Below are 17,616 nucleotides of genomic sequence, written 5' to 3'. Positions count from 1 at the left end.
TCACCACCTTCGGCCCGACGCCGTACAAACGCACATACGAGCCCACCCCCGTCAGCACATCGCTCATGCAATAGGACAGCAGACTTCTGGCTGGCAGATGCGGCAGTATCATCGGCACATGGCCGGCACCCGGCCGTGGCAGGGCGCGACGCAGTTTCCCTACATGCCGAGGAGTACCTCCGTGACGACCCGTTCCGTGCACCGGATCCGGACCCTGCAGCTGGCCGGTGCCGGGGCCGCCGCCCTGCTGGCGCTCAGTGCCTGCTCGTCCTCCGACGACACCGGCTCGTCCGGCTCGTCCGGCGCGTCGGGTTCCAAAAAGATCTCCGGCACCGTCACCGTGTTCGCGGCCGCCTCCCTCCAGGAGGGCTTCACGACGCTGGGCAAGGACTTCGAGAAGCAGCACCCGGGTACCAGGGTCAGCTTCAGCTTCGGCGGCAGCGACAGCCTCGCCGCGAACATCACCAGCGGCGCGCCCGCCGACGTGTTCGCCTCCGCCAGCCCGAAGACGATGGCGATCGTGACAGGCAAGAAAGACACGGCCGGCGCTCCCGTCCCGTTCGTGCGCAACCAGCTGGAGATCGCCACCGTGCCCGGCAACCCGCACAAGGTGTCCTCCCTGAAGGACCTCACCGGGTCCGGCCTCAAGGTCGTCCTGTGCGCGAAGACCGTGCCCTGCGGCGCGGCCGCCCAGAAGGCCCTGGACGCCAGTCACCTGAAGCTCACGCCGGTCTCCTACGAGCAGGACGTCAAGAGCGCCCTGACCAAGGTGGAGCTGAAGGAGGCCGACGCCGCCGTGGTCTACCGGACGGATGTGAAGGCGGGCGGTGACAAGGTGCAGGGCGTGGAGTTCCCCGAGTCCGCCGAGGCGATCAACGACTACCCGATCGCCCGGCTGAAGAACGGGAAGAACGCGGCGGCCGCCAATGCCTTCATCGCGTTCGTGCGTTCCGCCGAGGGCCAGAAGGTGCTGGCGGAGGACGGATTCCTCAAGGCATGACCTCGCTCGACAAGCCCGGCGCCGCGGCCCGCCGCCTCCCCGGCGGGACGCGGCGCCGACGTGGCCGCGGCGGCCGGCGCGGAGTGCCGCTGCCGCTGCTGCTCCCCGGGGTGCTGGCGCTGGTGTTCCTGCTGCTGCCCCTGGTCGCGCTGCTCGTCCGCGCGCCCTGGCACAGCCTGCCGGACCAGCTGACCAGCGCGGAAGTGTGGCAGGCGCTCCGGCTCTCCCTGGTCACCGCGACGTCCGCGACCGCGATGAGCCTCGTCCTGGGCGTGCCCCTCGCCTGGCTGCTGGCCCGCACCGAATTCCCCGGCCGGGGTCTCGTGCGGGCCCTGGTCACTCTCCCCCTCGTGCTGCCGCCGGTGGTCGGCGGTGTGGCCCTGCTGCTGGCCCTGGGCCGCAACGGGGTGGTCGGCCAGTGGCTGGACGCCTGGTTCGGGATCACCCTGCCGTTCACCACCACGGGCGTCGTGCTCGCGGAGGCGTTCGTCGCGATGCCGTTCCTGGTCATCAGCGTCGAGGGCACCCTGCGTGCCGCCGATCCCCGCTTCGAGGAGGCGGCCACCACGCTCGGCGCCTCCCGGTTCACCGCGTTCCGCCGGGTCACGCTGCCCCTGATCGCGCCGGGCATCGCCGCGGGCGCCGTTCTGGCGTGGGCGCGCGCGCTCGGCGAGTTCGGGGCGACGATCACTTTCGCGGGCAACTTCCCCGGCCGCACCCAGACGATGCCGCTGTCCGTCTACCTCGCCCTCCAGAACGACCCGGACGCCGCCATCGCTCTCAGCCTGGTCCTGCTCACCGTGTCGATCGCGGTGCTGGCGGGCCTGCGCGACCGCTGGATGACGGGGGTCTGACATGACGCGCGCACCCAAGGTGACGTCCGCCCCGGACGCCGCGCCCCCGAACGGCGCCCCGGCCGCCGCATGCGGCAATGAGGGACTCGATGCCCGGCTCGTGGTCGAGCGCGGCTCCTTCCGGCTCGACGTCGACCTGGCCGCCGCCCCCGGTGACGTGGTCGCGCTGCTGGGCCCCAACGGGGCCGGAAAAACGACCGCCCTGCGCGCGCTCGCCGGTCTGGTCCCGCTCACGGAGGGCCATCTGCGGCTGGACGGCGCCTCGCTGAAGCGCACCCCGCCCGAGTCCCGCCCGGTCGGGGTGGTCTTCCAGGACTATCTGCTCTTCCCGCACCTGTCCGCGCTGGACAACGTGGCCTTCGGCCCGCGCTGCCACGGCGCCGGGAAGGCCGAGGCCCGCGCGCAGGCCGCCGTCTGGCTGGAGCGCATGGGCCTCGCCGGCCACGCCGGCGCCAAGCCGCGCCGCCTCTCCGGCGGTCAGGCGCAGCGGGTCGCGCTGGCCCGCGCGCTGGCCACCCGCCCCCGCCTGCTGCTGCTGGACGAACCGCTGGCCGCCCTGGACGCGCGGACGCGCCTGGAGGTCCGGGCCCAGCTGCGCCGGCATCTCGCCGAGTTCGAGGCCGTCGCCGTACTCGTGACACACGACCCGCTGGACGCGATGGTGCTGGCGGACCGACTCGTCGTGGTCGAGGACGGGCACGTCGTGCAGGAGGGCGTCCCGTCCGACATCGCCCGCCGCCCGCGCACGGACTACATCGCCCAGCTCGTCGGCCTCAACCTGTACCGCGGGCACGCCGACGGGCACACGGTACGGCTGGACGCGGGGCCCGTGATCACCACCACGGAGGACCTGTCCGGGCCGGTGTTCGTGGCGTTCCCGCCGGGCGCGGTCACCCTGTTCCGGGACCGGCCGACCGGGGCGAGCGCCCGCAACCTGTGGCGCTGCGAGGTCGCCGGCCTGGAGACGCACGGCGACCAGATCCGCGCCGATCTCTCCGGCGGTCTTCCCCTCGCCGCCGACCTCACCACGGTCGCCGCCGCCGAGCTGGACCTGCACCCGGGCGCGTCGGTCTGGGCGACCGTCAAGGCGACGCAGACGCACGCATACCCGGCCTGACCGGACACGGGCTCTACGGTGGGTGCCCATGACCCTGAGCATCCGCAATCAGCTCCCCGGCACCGTGACCGCCGTACACCCCGGTGAGGTCATGGCCACCGTCAAGATCCGTCTGGCGGCCGGCCACGACCTCACGGCGGCCGTCACCCTGGAGGCCGTGGAGGACCTCGGCCTCACCCCGGGCTCGGCCGTCCGCGCCCTGGTGAAGTCCACCGAGGTGTCCCTCGCCACCGGCCCCGTCGAGGGCCTGTCGATCCGCAACCGGCTGTCCGGCGCGATCACCCACCTCGCCATCGGCGAGGTGATGGCCACGGTGAAGATCGCTCTGGACGGCACCGAGGTCACGGCGGCGATCACGAAGGAGGCGGCCGAGGACCTCGGTCTCTTCGTGGGCTCCTCCGTGATCGCCCTGATCAAGTCGACCGAGGTGGCGCTGGCCACCGCCTGACACGGGCGAGGCCCCCGCCCGGCGGATCCGGACGGGGGCCTCGAACGGCCGTTCAAACTGCCTGCGCGGAGGGCGTCTCAGTCCTCGTACGCGTCCAGCGGCGGGCAAGAGCACACCAGGTTGCGGTCGCCGAAGGCCTGGTCGATCCGGCGCACCGGCGGCCAGTACTTGTCGGCGGCCGAGACACCGGCGGGGAAGACGGCCTCCTCGCGGGTGTAGGCGTGCTCCCACGTGTCGCCCAGCGCGGCCGCGGTGTGCGGCGCGCCGTGCAGCGGGTTGTCCTCCGCGGGCCACTCGCCGGCGCCGACCTTCTCGATCTCCGCGCGGATGGCGATCATCGCGTCGCAGAACCGGTCGATCTCGGCGAGGTCCTCCGACTCCGTCGGCTCGATCATCAGCGTGCCGGCCACCGGGAAGGACATGGTCGGCGCGTGGAAGCCGTAGTCGATGAGCCGCTTGGCCACGTCGTCCACGCTCACGCCGGTCGCCTTGGTCAGAGGGCGCAGGTCGATGATGCACTCGTGGGCGACCAGGTTGCCGGGGCCGGTGTAGAGCACGGGGAAGTGCGGCTCCAGGCGCTTGGCGATGTAGTTCGCGGAGAGCACGGCCACCTGCGTGGCCCGCTTCAGGCCCTCGCCGCCCATCAGGCGGACGTACGCCCACGAGATCGGCAGGATGCCCGCGCTGCCCCAGGGGGCCGCGGAGATCGGTCCGACGCCCGTGGCCGGGCCGGCCTCCGGCTGCATCGGGTGGTTCGGCAGGTACGGCGCCAGGTGCGACCGTACGGCGACCGGGCCGACGCCGGGGCCGCCGCCGCCGTGCGGGATGCAGAAGGTCTTGTGCAGGTTCAGGTGGGAGACGTCGCCGCCGAAGTGGCCGGGCTTGGCGAGACCGACCAGGGCGTTGAGGTTGGCTCCGTCGACGTAAACCTGCCCGCCGGCCTCGTGGACCTGGGCGCAGATGTCGGCGACGTGCTCCTCGAACACCCCGTGCGTGGACGGATAGGTGATCATCAGAACGGCGAGTTCGTCGCGGTGCTTCTCGATCTTCGCGCGCAGGTCCTCGACGTCGATCTCGCCGTCCTCGGCGGTCTTGACGACGACGACCTTCATGCCGGCCATCACGGCGCTGGCGGCGTTGGTGCCGTGCGCGGAGGACGGGATGAGGCAGACGGTGCGCTGCTCGTCGCCGTTGGCACGGTGGTAGCCGCGCACGGCGAGCAGGCCGGCCAGCTCGCCCTGGGAACCGGCGTTCGGCTGCAGGGACACCTTGTCGTAGCCGGTGACCTCGGCGAGCCGGGACTCCAGCTCGTGGATCAGGGTGAGGTAGCCCTGCGCCTGCTCGGCGGGGGCGAAGGGGTGCAGCTGGCCGAACTCGGGCCAGGTGACCGGCTCCATCTCGGTGGTCGCGTTGAGCTTCATCGTGCAGGAGCCCAGCGGGATCATGCCGCGGTCGAGCGCGTAGTCCCGGTCTGCCAGCTTGCGCAGGTAGCGCAGCATGGCGGTCTCGGAGCGGTGCTCCTGGAAGACCGGGTGCGTGAGGTAGTCGTCGGTGCGCAGCAGCGCCTCGGGCAGCACCTCCTCGGTGGCGGCGTCGAGCGCGTCGATGGCGCCGTCCACGCCGAACGCGAACCACACGGCGCGGAGCTGGGCGCGTGTGGTGGTCTCGTCGCAGGCGATCGAGACGAGGTCGCCGTCCACGAGGCGCAGGTTGACGCCGCCTGCGCGTGCGGCGTCGACGACCTCGGCGGCCCGGCCCCCGACCTTGACGGTGAGGGTGTCGAACCAGGTGCCGTGGACGACCTCGACGCCACCCGCCCGCAGACCGGCGGCGAGGATCGTGGCGTACCGGTGGGTCCGCCGGGCGATGGCCCGCAGCCCCTCGGGGCCGTGGTAGACGGCGTACATGCCGGCCATCACGGCGAGCAGCACCTGGGCGGTGCAGATGTTGCTGGTGGCCTTCTCGCGGCGGATGTGCTGCTCACGGGTCTGCAGGGCGAGCCGGTAGGCCTTGTGCCCGTCCGCGTCCACGGAGACACCGACGAGCCGGCCGGGCAGGCTGCGGGCGAACTTCTCGTGCACGGCCATGTAGCCGGCGTGCGGTCCGCCGAAGCCCATGGGCACGCCGAAGCGCTGGGTGGTGCCGACGGCGATGTCCGCGCCCAGCTCACCGGGCGAGGTCAGCAGGGTGAGCGCGAGGAGGTCGGCGGCGACGGTGACGAGCGCGCCGAGCTCGTGGGCCTGGTCGATGACGGGCTTGAGGTCGCGTACGGCACCGGAGGCGCCCGGGTACTGGAGCAGCACGCCGTTGATCTCGCGTGCGGCGATGTCGGCCGGGATGCCGTCGCTGAGGTCGGCGACCACGATCTCCACGCCGGTCGGCTCCGCGCGGGTCTCGATCACGGCGATGGTCTGCGGCATCGTGTCCGCGTCGACCAGGAACAGGCCCTTCTTGTTCTTGCCCATGCGGCGCGACAGCGCCATGGCCTCGGCGGCGGCGGTGCCCTCGTCGAGCAGGGAGGCGCCGGAGGTGGGCAGGCCGGTCAGGTCGGCGACCACGGTCTGGAAGTTCAGCAGCGCTTCCAGGCGGCCCTGGGAGATCTCGGGCTGGTACGGCGTGTAGGCCGTGTACCAGGCGGGGTTCTCCATGACGTTGCGCAGGATGACGGGCGGGGTGAACGTCCCGTAATAGCCCAGGCCGATCATAGAGCCGAGGACCTGGTTCCGGTCGGCGAGCGTGCGCAGCTCTTCGAGCACCTCGGCCTCGGTGCGGGCGCCCGGCAGGTCCAGGGCGTCGGCGTTCTTGATGACGTCGGGGACCGCGGCGGCGGTCAGCTCGTCGAGGGAGCCGTAGCCGACGTGGGCGAGCATCTTGGCCCGCGCCTCGTGGTCCGGGCCGATGTGGCGCTGCTCGAAGGGGATGCCCGCTTCGAGATCCGAGAGCGGAATGCGATGGGCGGTCATTGCGGAGGCCTCCTGGTCTGACGCGACCTTCGAGGGGCACCCCGGCACGGGTACCCCGACGGCCTCCCCCTCTGTCATCTCAACCTGAGAGCTTCACCGGGCGCCCGAGAGCCCCGGCTTTCACCGTCGGTGAGAGCGGAAGCCGTCGACGCCCGCCCTGCTTTCCAGAGTGACCTCGTCCGTGCGGTACGTGAGCCTGAGAGATTCCGGGGAGGATTTGCTCCTTCGGCGCCTCCGAAGTGGTCGGAGGACTCTCCCGCGCGGGGTCAGCAGCCGCTGCCAGGGTACCAGCGGGGGCGGCGCACGAGCCTTCGAGTGGCCGCGCCCTTGAATGTGCTCTTTTGTAGTGCTTACGGATGAGTTGCGACCACGTGGAGGGAGAGGGACCGTGCAGACCGACATCGATCCGCGCAACCTGATCGGCCGCAAGGCGTTCGACAGCTCCGGCACCAAGCTGGGCACCATCGACGAGGTGTACCTCGACGACGCGACCGGCGTGCCCGAGTGGGCGGCCATACGGACCGGACTGTTCTCCCGGGACGCGTTCGTCCCCCTGGAGCCCAGCGAGCTGGTCGAGGGCTCCCTGCACGTCCCCTTCGACCGCGCCCTGATCAAGGACGCCCCCGACTTCGGTGTCGGCCGCCATCTCTCCCCCGAACAGGAACTCCAGCTGTACCACCACTACGGCCTGGACGTGGCCCCACCTCCCTCCGTCCCGGACCACACCTTCGGCAAACTGGCAGGCCCGGAAAACCCCTGACCACCCCTACCCCGCTCCCCACGACCCGGCCAGTCCCCTAAGGGGCCCTGGAGGACACTTCCGTCGCCGGCTCCCCGGAGAGGTCCGACGGGGTCCGGGGTGGAGTCCGGTGGCGGCCGGTGTCCGACAGAGGGGCAGGTGAGGGGGCGAGGGGGGCCGGGACCAGCGGCAACGGTTCCGTCGGCTCGAGCGACGGATCGTCCGCCGGGAACGTCCGGACCCGCCCCGGCCCCGAGTACGGCGTCTCGAACCGGACAGTGACCCTGCCGACGCCGCTGCCCTGCACCCACCCCTGGCCGTGCTCCGCGTGCCGCACGTCCTGCCCGGCCCGCCAGTGACGCTCGGCGGGCGACTCCGGTTCCGCCGCCGAGGGCTCGGCCACGACCTCCTCCGCCGGCTCCGCCCCGCCCTCCCCCGCCGCCTGGGCGAAGAGGTCCTCCTGCGTGTAGTCGGCGAGCCCGGTCACCCCCACTCCGAGCAGCCGTACCCCGCCCGTCGTGTCCACGGACTCCAGCAGCCGCGCGGCCGCCTCCCGGACGACCGCCGGATCGTCCGTGGGCCCACGGAGCGTCTCGGACCGCGTGAGGGTCGAGAAGTCGTACCGCCGCACCTTCAGGACGATCGTCCGCCCCGACAGCCGGGCCTCGCGCAGCCTCCGCACGCACCGCTCCGCGAGCCGCCGCACCTCCATGCCGACCCGCAGCCGGTCGTGAATGTCGACGTCGTAGGTGTCCTCCACGGACACCGACTTGGTCTCCCGGTCGGACACCACGGGCCGGTCGTCGCGCGCCAGCGCCATCGCGTACAGCGCGTGCCCGTGCGCGTTCCCGAGCAGCCGGACCAGTTCGTCCTCACCGGCCTCGGCCAGCTCCTCGACCGTGGTGATCCCGGCCCGCCGCAGGTGGTCGCCGGTCGCCGGCCCCACGCCGGGCAGGGTCCGCACCGGCATCGGCCCGAGCAGGGTCCGCTCGGAGCCCGGCTCGATCAGCATCAGCCCGTCCGGCTTGGCCTCCTCGGAGGCGATCTTCGCGAGCATCTTGGACGCAGCGAGCCCCACCGACCCCGTGAGCCCGGTGACCGCCCGGATGTCCGCCCGCAGCTTCACCCCGGTCCGCCGCGCCGACTCCTCGTCCCAGGCCGCTCCCGCGGCCTCCAGGTCCACGAACGCCTCGTCCAGGCTCAGCGGCTCCACCAGCGGCGACAGCTCCCCCAGCAGCGCCATCACCTGCTCGCTGATCGACCGGTACACCGAGAACCGCGGCACGAGGTACGCGGCGTTCGGTGCCAGCCGCCGCGCCTGGGCCGTGGGCATCGCCGAGTGCACCCCGAACACCCGCGCCTCGTACGACGCCGTGGCCACCACACCGCGCGGCCCGAGCCCGCCCACGACGACGGCCTTCCCCCGCAGGCTCGGCTTCGCCGCCTGCTCCACCGAGGCGTAGAAGGCATCCATGTCGAGATGCAGGATCGTGGGCGCGTTTCTCACATCTCCGATGCTGCACCACACCACTGACAATGACCCGGTACCGGGTGGCGCCCCTCAGACCGCCCGGTTGCGCCGCCTGGCCAGCTCGTCCGCCGGGTTGGGCCCGACGAGGGTCTCCCCGGTGTCGATCCGCTCACCGTGCAGCTGGGAGAGGGCGCTCTCCACGTCGCGCCAGACCACGCCCACGGCGATCCCGAAGACGCCCTGACCGCCCTGGAGCAGCGCGTGGACCTCGTCCGGGGACGTGCACTCGTAGACGGTGGCGCCGTCGCTCATCAGCGTCATGCGCTCCAGGTCGCGGAAGCCGCATTCCCTGAGGTGCAGCACGGCCGACCGGATGTTCTGCAGGGAGACCCCGGTGTCCAGGAACCGCTTGACGATCTTCAGGACGACGACGTCCCGGAAGCTGTAGAGACGCTGTGTGCCCGACCCGTACGCGGGCCGTACGCTCGGTTCGACGAGGCCGGTGCGGGCCCAGTAGTCGAGCTGCCGGTAGGTGATGCCGGCGGCCGCACAGGCCGTGGGGCCCCGGTAGCCGATCTGCTCGGACGTCATGGACGCCGCCCCTCCGCCGTTCGGCACCGCCGTCGGTCGCTGCGGAGCGTGATCGGCCGCGTTGCCGTGAAGCGGGTACGGACCGCTCTCCCCGAATACGCGTCCGGGGGCACCCCCAGCCGTACCGTCGCCGCTGCTTCTCACGCCGACCTCCGTCACTTGACCTGCCCTCTCGACGGTAGGCAGTCACCGGGGGTGCGTCAACGATCGCCACACTCGGCACGCCGAGTGATAATCACCCTAGGAGTGGTTTCCCGTGTCCCACCGCGGGGAAAGGCTAGCCGAATGCGCTCGCGGGGGGCCGTAGGACGCTCTCACAGACCGTCGGCATGTGCCATCGCGTCGGCGTGTGCCGCCGCGTCCCTCACTGACTGCTGGTGCCGAAGTCCTCGGGCGAGATCTGGTCGAGGAACTCGCGGAACTTCTCCACCTCGTCCTCCTGCTCGTCCGGGATCGCGATGCCCGCGTCGTCGAGCACGGTGTCGCTGCCGTAGATCGGCGTGCCGGTCCGCAGGGCCAGCGCTATGGCGTCGGAGGGGCGCGCGCTCACCTCGACCCCGCTGGCGAACACCAGCTCCGCGTAGAAGACGCCCTCACGCAGGTCCGTGATGCGCACTTCGGTCAGCTCCTGGCCGACGGCCTCCAGCACGTCCTTGAACAGGTCGTGGGTCAGCGGCCTGGCGGGGGCCATGCCCTGCTGGGCGAAGGCGATCGCCGTCGCCTCCCCCGGCCCGATCCAGATGGGGAGGTAACGGTCGCCTCCCACTTCGCGCAGGAGCACGATCGGTTGGTTGGAGGGCATTTCCACCCGGACACCTACGACATCGAGCTCGTTCACACAGCAACCCTAGGCCGTGCTCGGGACGTTTGGGTAGTCGGGCCGGGAACAGGTGGCCGATCCGGCCGTGCGGGCGGACGAATAGGCCCCGCGGCCTCGTCAGGGCAGCCGGATCCCGAGCGCGGTCGTCACCAGCGCCGCGTGCAGCCTGACGGCGAGCGCCGCCAGTTCCTTCGTCCGCTCCTCGGCATGAGCCCTGGTCTGCGGGTTGCGGTGGCGCTTCAGGGGGGCCACCACCTGGTCGACCAGGCCCGCCTCTCGGTCGGCGGCGGCCTTCATCACCCGCAGGTGGCGCGGTTCGATCCCGAAGCGGCCCAGCTCGGCGACGAGAGAGGCCACGGTGACCGCCTCCGCGTCGTACGCCCCGTCCTGCACGGGAGCGATGAGGCCGTACGACTCCCACTCCTGGAGTGCGCCCTCGTCGATGCCGGCGGCGGCCAGCAGGTCGGCCCGCCCGATTCTGGCCACCGCGGGCGCCACGGGCGCCTCGGACGGTTCCGGTACGGCCTCACCGGTCCGCTGTCGCCCCACCAGCGGCAGCGGGGCCGCCTCGCCCCGCTCCATGGCGTCCAGATGCTCGCGGATGACCCGGAGCGGCAGATAGTGGTCCCGCTGCATCCGCAGGACGTGACCGAGGCGCTCGACGTCCTGGGCGCTGAACTTGCGGTAGCCCGAAGGGGTCCGCTGCGGTTCGACGAGCCCCTCGGACTCCAGGAAACGGATCTTGGAGATGGTGACTTCGGGGAATTCGTCGCGCAGCACGTTCAGCACCGTGCCGATGCTCATCAGCCCACTGTCCCTGGCGGCGGTACCACTTCCGGCACCGCCGCTCGGTGATCGCCGCATGGACCTTCCCTCGGGTCCCCCGAACCGGGTCCGGGGGACGGTCAGATGCCCTGCCGGCTCGCGTAGAACACCAGCCGGTACTTACCGATCTGCACCTCGTCACCGTTCGACAGGGCGACCTGGTCGATCCGCTCGCGGTTGACGTACGTGCCGTTCAAGCTGCCCACGTCGGCCACCGTGAACGAGCCGTCCGGGGAGCGCCGGAACTCCACGTGACGGCGCGACACCGTCACGTCGTCCAGGAAGATGTCGCTCTGCGGATGCCGGCCGGCCGTGGTCAGGTCGCTGTCCAGCAGGAAGCGGCTGCCCGAGTTCGGCCCGCGGCGCACCACCAGCAGCGCCGAGCCCAGCGGCAGCGCGTCCACTGCCGCCTGCGCCTCCGGGGAGAGCATCGGCATCTGCGTCTGACCGGTCACCTCGGCGTCGTACGCCTCGAGGCCGGAGATGGAGATGGTCGACGTCGTCTCGGACGGCCGCTCCGGCGTCGCCCCCGCCCGCAGGGGAGCACCGCAGTTGGAGCAGAACCGGGCGTTCTCCGCGTTGCGGTTACCGCACCTCGTACACACCAGGACCGACATGGACGGATCCTCCTGCCGCGGCTGCCCCGCCGGGGCATTGGACGCGTACGGGCCGGGACCAAACCCTCCACCCGTACTTGAGGTTGACGGTTGCCCGAAACCTATGCCGCCGGACTGCGCAGGGTCAACAGACGCCGCGCCCCGACCTCCGGAAATGTCACCGCCCGGACCAGCGACCTGGTCGCGGAACAGGGGGCGCTGCCCCTCTGCGTCAGGCTGTGCGCGATGACGAGCGGTCGCGTTGTCGCTGTCCTCTCGCGCGCTCTTGCCGAACAACTTCGCAAACAACTTCACGGGCGATTCCCCTTGACCGAAACAGACCCGCCCGTGGGGCAGGACGAACCCTGATTGCCTACACCGGCCGACCCGGACATCCTCACAACGTCCGTATCCGCCAAACAGTTTCCACCACGCACCACCTCTTCGGTGCGCCGACCCCCCGCAACCTCATGCCCCTGCCGGACACCCCCCATGCACCGGCGGGTCACGGGGAGGACGACCGAGCGTAGTCAGGCCGCTTCGCCTGCCGCAAGGCATCCACGACGATCTTGGTCGATCGCTCGACCGTCACCGTGGCCTGCTCCTTCTCCAGCGTCTGCACCACGCCTCCGGGAATGTTCAGCGCCGGCTCCAGGTCCTGCGGCTTCCCGATGACCTTGAAACGATACGGGCCACTGATCTTGTTCCCGTCGACGCTCACGCTCTTGCCGGAGTCCGTCAGATAGGTGCCGGCGACCACGCGTACGCCGTTCACCTGGATCGCCTCCGCGCCGGCCGCGCGCAGCTCCTGGACCGCGTCGAGCAGCATGTCCGCCTGGACCGTCCCCTTCGTGTCCTCGATCGTCATCGTGATGCCGGGACCCTGCGCCGCCACGGTGCCCGCCAGAATGCCGAGTTGCTTCTCCTTCTCGGCCGTCTGTCTGCGGGCCTCCGATGCCTGGTCGGAGCTGCTCTGCAGCTCCTGGCGTTGCTTATCGAGTCCCTGCTTCTCGTCCTGGAGACGCTGTGTGCGGTCGTCGAGTTCATCGAGGATGCGGACGAGATCTTCCTGGCGCGCGCCCCGCAGCGCGCTGTCGGTGTCGCTGTTCGACGCCACCTGCACGGCGAGACCGAAGCCGAGGCCGAACAGCAGGAGCGCGACGATCAGTTGGGCGCGGGTGAGCCGCGGCGGCCACAGGCCCTTCAGCAGCCGTCCGCGTCCGGTCAGAGTCTCCTCCGGCTCGGGCGCCCCTTCGGGCTTCCCGGGTCCCCCGGGCGTGTCCCGGTCGTCCCCGTCCCCGGTCGGTTGCGGGACCTCGGCGCGCGGGGCGGGCGCGGGCACCTCGTCGGGCAGCTCCCTGCGCAGCCTGTTCTCCGGCTGCTCGTCCTTCTCGCTCATCGGCCTCACGCCCGGAAGACGTGCCGGCGGATCGCCGCGGCGTTGGAGAAGATGCGGATGCCCAGCACGACCACGACCCCGGTGGACAGCTGGGCGCCGACACCCAGCTTGTCGCCCAGGAACACGATCAGCGCGGCCACCACCACGTTCGACAGGAACGACACCACGAACACCTTGTCGTCGAAGATGCCGTCGAGCATGGCCCGCAGGCCGCCGAACACGGCGTCCAGCGCCGCGACGACGGCGATCGGCAGATAAGGCTCGACGACCGCCGGAACCTCGGGCCGGACCAACAGTCCGGCCACGACTCCCACGACGAGGCCCAGTACGGCGATCACGATGTGCCCTTCTCAGTCTTCTCGGTGGTCGGCTGCGCGGTGCGTACGATCACGCTCGGTGCCGCGGGCAAGCGGACGTCGCCCTCGGTGGAGATGGTCGCCCGGATGCCGTAGTTCTGCTCCAGCGCGTGCAGGTAGAGGCCGTCGGCACTGTCCTGGAAGCGGGTGCTCAGCCGTTCCCCGTCCCCCACCGCCAGCACCGTGTACGGCGGCACCAGCGGCCTGTTGTCGACCAGTATCGCGTCTCCCGCGGCCCTGATCGCGGACAGGGACGTCAGCCGCTGGCCGTTGATGGAGACGGCCTCGGCGCCGGAGGCCCACAGCCCGTTGACCACCCGCTGCATGTCCCGGTCGCGCACCCGCCCGGTGTCGGAGAACCCGGACGTCTCGCGCGGGTTGGTGCCGTCGCCACCGGTGCTGGCTTCCTTGGCGTCGTTCACGACGAGCTTCACACCGGGGCCGTGCACGGCCGTGGCGCCCGACAACAGGCCCACGAGGTCCGCCTGGGCGCTGCCGCCGCTCTGCTTCAGGGCCGCCCGCTGCTGTGCGCTGACGTCGTCACGCAGCTTGTCGACCGTGGTCTGCAGCTTGTCCGCCGACGCCGTCTCGCTGTCGACGCGGTCGATCAGTTCCGTCCGCTCCTTGGCCACCACGGGCGCGGCGTGGTGCGCCTGTGCCGCCCCGACGGTGACGACGAGCGCCGTGAGGACGAGACCGACGGCCAAGCCCAGCTTCGCCCTGAGGGTCTTCGGCAGACCGCCTCCGCCCTCGGACGTCTTCCGGGCGGCAGCCTCGGCATACCCGTCGTCCAGGCTGTGGTCCATGACGTTGGTGATCAACGACATGGAGGCGTCCGGACGCCGCGGCCGGGTGGGGCTGCTCCGAACGGGGGGTTGCTGCGGCATGCCGCACATCGTCGCATGTCGCCGGGAGTACCTCCGAACGGCCCCACCCGCATGCCGGACAGGCCCCCTTGGGGGCACTTGTCCGGCACGCGCGCGTGGAAGACGTTTCGGCGTCCCGCCGTGCGGGGCTTACCGTCCGGCGCTGTCCACGACGGCCGACCACTCGTCCAGCAGGGCCTGCGCGGACGCGTCGTCCGGGCCTTCGGCCCACAGGTGGGTGACCGCCTCGGCCGGGTCGGGCAGCACCATCACCCAGCGTCCGTCGGTCTCCACGACCCGTACGCCGTCCGTCGTGTCGACAGAGCGGTCCCCGGCCGCCTCGACGACGCGCCGCATCACCAGACCCTTGACGGCCCACGGCGTCGCCAAGTCCCGCTTGAGGACGTGTGCCCGCGGGATCCGGGCGTCGATCTGGCTCAGCGTGAGCTGCGTCCGCGCCACCAGCCCGATCAGCCGTACGAAGGCCGCCGTGCCGTCGTACACACTGCTGAACTCCGGGACGATGAAGCCGCCCTTGCCGTCGCCGCCGAAGATGGTGCCCTCTTCGCCTCCCACGCGCGTGAGGTCGTCGGGAGAGGTGGTGGTCCACTCGACCTGGGTGCCGTGATAGGCGGCCACCTGCTCGGCAATCCGGGTCGTGGTCACCGGGAGCGCCACCCGTCCGCTGCGCCGCTCGGCGGCGACCAGGTCGAGCATCACCAGCAGGGCCCGGTCGTCCTCGATGATCCGGCCCTTCTCGTCGACGAGCGACAGCCGCTCGCCCACGGGGTCGAACCGCACGCCGAACGCGGCACCGGAGGACGCCACGATCTCACCGAGCCGCACCAGGCCCTTGCGCCGCACCTCGGCCGTCTCGGTGGGCCTGGACTCGTCCAGGCCGGGGTTGATGGTCAGCGAGTCCACCCCGAGCTTGCCGAGCAGACTGGGCAGCACCAGGCCGGCGCTGCCGTTGGAGGCGTCCACGACGACCTTCAGACCGGAGTCCGCGATCCCCGTGATGTCGACGTTCCGCAGCAGCGATCCGGTGTACGAGTCGAAGACGCTCGCCGGGAAGTAGAGGTCACCGATCTCACCGGGGAACGCCCGCCGGTACTCCTGGCGCGCGAACACACGGTCGAGCTTGCGCTGACTGCCCTGGGAGAGATCCGCCCCGTTGCCGTCGAAGAACATGATGTCGACGGAGTCCGGGACGCCGGGCGAGGTACGGATCATGATCCCGCCGGCGCTGCCGCGCGCGGTCTGCTGCCGCGCCACGGGCAACGGCACGTTCTCCAGGTCCCGTACGTCGATGGCACTGGCCTGGAGCGCCGAGATCACCGCCCGCTTCAGCGCACGGGCACCGCGGGAGTGGTCGCGGGCCGTGGTGACCGTGGAGCCCTTCTTCAGGGTCGTCGCGTACGCGCCGGCGAGCCGTACGGCCAGCTCGGGCGTGATCTCCACGTTCAGGATGCCGGAGACGCCGCGAGCCCCGAACAGGTTGGCCTGGCCCCTGGACTCCCAGATGACCGACGTGTTGACGAAGGCGCCGGCTTCGATCGTCTTGAACGGGTAGACCCGGACGTTGCCCTGAACGATCGATTCTTCACCGATGAGGCACTCGTCGCCGATGACGGCGCCGTCCTCGATCCGCGCGGCACGCATGATGTCGGTGTTCTTGCCGACGACGCAGCCGCGCAGATTGCTGTGCTGTCCGACGTACACGTTGTCGTGGACGACGGCCTTGTGCAGGAAGGCGCCGCTCTTGACGACCACGTTGGATCCGACGACGGTGTGCTCACGGATTTCCGCGCCGGCCTCGACCTTGGCGTAGTCACCGATGTAGAGCGGCCCCCGCAGTACCGCGTCGGGATGCACTTCGGCGCCCTCGGCCACCCAGACGCCCGGCGAGATCTCGAATCCGTCGATGTCGACGTTGACCTTGCCTTCGAGGACGTCGGCCTGCGCCTTCACATAGCTTTCGTGGGTGCCCACGTCCTCCCAGTAGCCCTCGGCGACATAGCCGTAGATCGGCTTGCCTTCCTTCATCAGCTGCGGGAAGACGTCGCCGGACCAGTCGACGGGCACGTCGGCCTCGACGTAGTCGAACACCTCGGGCTCCATGACGTAGATGCCCGTGTTGACGGTGTCGGAGAAGACCTGACCCCAGGTCGGCTTCTCCAGGAAGCGTTCGACCTTGCCTTCCTCGTCGACAATGGTGATGCCGAACTCCAGCGGATTCGGCACGCGGGTCAGGCAGACGGTGACCAGCGCGCCCTTCTCCTTGTGGAAATTGATGAGGTCCGTGAGGTCGAAGTCCGTGAGGGCATCACCGGAGATCACCAGGAAAGCGTCGTCCTTCAACGCCTCTTCGGCGTTCTTGACGCTTCCGGCGGTACCGAGTGGCTTCTCCTCATTGGCATAGGTGAGCTCCATTCCGAGCTCCTCGCCGTCACCGAAATAGTTCTTGACGAGCGATGCCAGGAACTGCACGGTGACAACGGTCTCGGAGAGCCCATGCCTTTTGAGCAGCCGTAGCACATGCTCCATGATCGGGCGGTTCGCCACGGGCAGGAGCGGCTTGGGCATACTCGAGGTCATGGGGCGCAGGCGCGTGCCTTCGCCTCCGGCCATCACGACGGCCTTCATGTCGGAAGCGTCCTCCTCCAAGAGACGACGGTCTAGCCGACTTCACCCGTCAAGATTGTCGCGCACTTTTCCGCGGCAGGCCATCGGAGAGATACGTCCGGACAATCGCCGAGCTCAATCGGCCATGGCGTCCGCACGAACGAGACGGCGGACTTGTACCACGTAGAGCACTCCTGCCCACCAATAGAGGGTTGTACCCCATCCGGCGAACGCCCATCCGAAAACGGCGGCGACTGACGCGATCCAGCCCGTGCCGTCGCTGAGCAGCAGCAGCGGGAAGGCGTACATGAGGTTGAACGTGGCCGCCTTGCCGAGGAAGTTCACCTGCGGCGGCGGGTAGCCGTGCCGGCGGAGGATGCCCACCATCACCAGGAGGATCAGCTCCCTCGCGAGCAGGAGGGCGGTCAGCCACAGCGGCAGGATCTCCCGCCAGGTGAGCCCGAGCAGCGTGGAGAGGACGTACAGCCGGTCGGCGGCGGGGTCGAGGAGCCGGCCGAGGCTGCTGATCTGGTTCCAGCGGCGCGCGAGCTTGCCGTCCAGATAGTCGCTGACCCCGCTGAACGCCAGCACGAGGAGAGCCCAGCCGTCGCTCTTGGGGCCACCGAACTCCGGCCGGAGAATCAGCCACAGGAAGACGGGTACGCCGACGAGCCGTGCCATGCTGAGGATGTTGGGGATGGTGAGGACCCGGTCCGTCTGGACACGGGTCTCCTGGACCTCCACCCGGGGGCCTCCTGTGCGAAACGAGCCAACGATGCTCCCCGACCCTACCTCAACGCAAAAAAGCTCCGGCCCCTGGGCAGTGCCCAAGAGCCGGAGCTTCAAAAGGAGTTCGGCGGTGTCCTACTCTCCCACAGGGTCCCCCCTGCAGTACCATCGGCGCTGTGAGGCTTAGCTTCCGGGTTCGGAATGTAACCGGGCGTTT

At 70.5% G+C, this 17,616-nt stretch carries 16 protein-coding genes, 1 rRNA gene and 1 riboswitch; of the genes, 5 read left to right on the top strand and 12 right to left on the bottom strand.

From position 1 onward, the window contains the following. Positions 1-181 precede the first annotated feature (181 nt). The 4 genes from modA to ABZ854_RS02205 are packed head-to-tail and all read left to right on the top strand — an operon-like array spanning position 182 to position 3,419. Positions 182-1,000: a molybdate ABC transporter substrate-binding protein gene (modA, locus tag ABZ854_RS02220; protein ID WP_361202853.1), complete on the top strand. Its 819-nt coding sequence runs from the start codon at positions 182-184 to the stop codon at positions 998-1,000. Then, positions 997-1,854, top strand: coding sequence for an ABC transporter permease (locus tag ABZ854_RS02215; RefSeq protein WP_361202850.1), 858 nt, complete (start codon positions 997-999; stop codon positions 1,852-1,854). Before modA ends, ABZ854_RS02215 begins: the two co-directional genes overlap by 4 nt. A gap of 1 nt (position 1,855) precedes the next feature. Next, entirely contained in the window at positions 1,856-2,971 is a 1,116-nt protein-coding gene (locus ABZ854_RS02210; RefSeq protein WP_361202848.1) for an ABC transporter ATP-binding protein, read from the top strand. 28 nt (positions 2,972-2,999) lie between these two features. Next, positions 3,000-3,419, top strand: a complete 420-nt coding sequence (locus ABZ854_RS02205) for a TOBE domain-containing protein (protein ID WP_129310472.1) — start codon at positions 3,000-3,002, stop codon at positions 3,417-3,419. A 77-nt stretch (positions 3,420-3,496) separates the two neighbouring features. Here ABZ854_RS02205 and gcvP read toward each other — a convergent pair whose 3' ends face one another. Beyond that, positions 3,497-6,382: an aminomethyl-transferring glycine dehydrogenase gene (gene gcvP / locus ABZ854_RS02200; RefSeq protein ID WP_361202844.1), complete on the bottom strand. Its 2,886-nt coding sequence runs from the start codon at positions 6,380-6,382 to the stop codon at positions 3,497-3,499. Between the two features lie 174 nt (positions 6,383-6,556). Then, a riboswitch (glycine riboswitch) is annotated at positions 6,557-6,651 on the bottom strand. 119 nt (positions 6,652-6,770) lie between these two features. On the opposite strand from gcvP, the gene ABZ854_RS02195 reads away from it, so the two are divergent. Continuing rightward, on the top strand, positions 6,771-7,142 hold the full coding sequence (locus ABZ854_RS02195) for a PRC-barrel domain-containing protein (protein WP_361202841.1): 372 nt from the start codon (positions 6,771-6,773) through the stop codon (positions 7,140-7,142). A gap of 37 nt (positions 7,143-7,179) precedes the next feature. Here the strand turns inward: ABZ854_RS02195 and ABZ854_RS02190 are convergent, their stop codons facing one another. From ABZ854_RS02190 to rrf, 11 genes are all read right to left on the bottom strand, one after another. Beyond that, entirely contained in the window at positions 7,180-8,628 is a 1,449-nt protein-coding gene (locus tag ABZ854_RS02190; protein ID WP_361202838.1) for a DNA polymerase IV, read from the bottom strand. Positions 8,629-8,682: 54 nt separating this feature from the next. Further along, a complete protein-coding gene (locus tag ABZ854_RS02185) occupies positions 8,683-9,327 on the bottom strand; it encodes a MerR family transcriptional regulator (protein ID WP_361202835.1) in 645 nt (214 codons plus the stop codon). Between the two features lie 220 nt (positions 9,328-9,547). After that, positions 9,548-10,021 carry a bifunctional nuclease family protein gene (locus ABZ854_RS02180; protein WP_026253112.1) on the bottom strand — a complete coding sequence of 158 codons (474 nt, stop codon included), beginning with the start codon at positions 10,019-10,021 and terminating at the stop codon, positions 9,548-9,550. Between the two features lie 99 nt (positions 10,022-10,120). Continuing rightward, entirely contained in the window at positions 10,121-10,867 is a 747-nt protein-coding gene (locus tag ABZ854_RS02175) for a MerR family transcriptional regulator (RefSeq protein WP_361202832.1), read from the bottom strand. A 41-nt stretch (positions 10,868-10,908) separates the two neighbouring features. Next, positions 10,909-11,739: an FHA domain-containing protein gene (locus ABZ854_RS02170; protein ID WP_361202829.1), complete on the bottom strand. Its 831-nt coding sequence runs from the start codon at positions 11,737-11,739 to the stop codon at positions 10,909-10,911. A gap of 190 nt (positions 11,740-11,929) precedes the next feature. Further along, positions 11,930-12,823 carry a DUF881 domain-containing protein gene (locus ABZ854_RS02165; RefSeq protein WP_361202826.1) on the bottom strand — a complete coding sequence of 298 codons (894 nt, stop codon included), beginning with the start codon at positions 12,821-12,823 and terminating at the stop codon, positions 11,930-11,932. A 5-nt stretch (positions 12,824-12,828) separates the two neighbouring features. Then, positions 12,829-13,161, bottom strand: a complete 333-nt coding sequence (locus tag ABZ854_RS02160; protein WP_003988855.1) for a small basic family protein — start codon at positions 13,159-13,161, stop codon at positions 12,829-12,831. Next, the gene (locus ABZ854_RS02155) at positions 13,158-14,075 is read right to left on the bottom strand and encodes a DUF881 domain-containing protein (RefSeq protein WP_361202823.1); all 918 of its coding nucleotides are present in this window, start codon (positions 14,073-14,075) and stop codon (positions 13,158-13,160) included. Before ABZ854_RS02155 ends, ABZ854_RS02160 begins: the two co-directional genes overlap by 4 nt. 120 nt (positions 14,076-14,195) lie before the next feature. Further along, complete coding sequence (locus ABZ854_RS02150) at positions 14,196-16,691, bottom strand: mannose-1-phosphate guanyltransferase (protein WP_361202820.1); 2,496 nt, start codon at positions 16,689-16,691, stop codon at positions 14,196-14,198. A gap of 114 nt (positions 16,692-16,805) precedes the next feature. After that, positions 16,806-17,414, bottom strand: a complete 609-nt coding sequence (locus ABZ854_RS02145; protein WP_361202817.1) for a CDP-alcohol phosphatidyltransferase family protein — start codon at positions 17,412-17,414, stop codon at positions 16,806-16,808. Between the two features lie 107 nt (positions 17,415-17,521). Next, positions 17,522-17,616, bottom strand: a 5S ribosomal RNA gene (rrf, locus tag ABZ854_RS02140); the annotation flags it as partial.

The sequence above is a fragment of the Streptomyces sp. NPDC047028 genome (genome assembly GCF_040644095.1).
Taxonomy (GTDB): domain Bacteria; phylum Actinomycetota; class Actinomycetes; order Streptomycetales; family Streptomycetaceae; genus Streptomyces.
The sequence above is the reverse complement of the archived record's forward strand: the minus strand, read 5'-3'. Positions and strand labels throughout refer to the sequence as shown.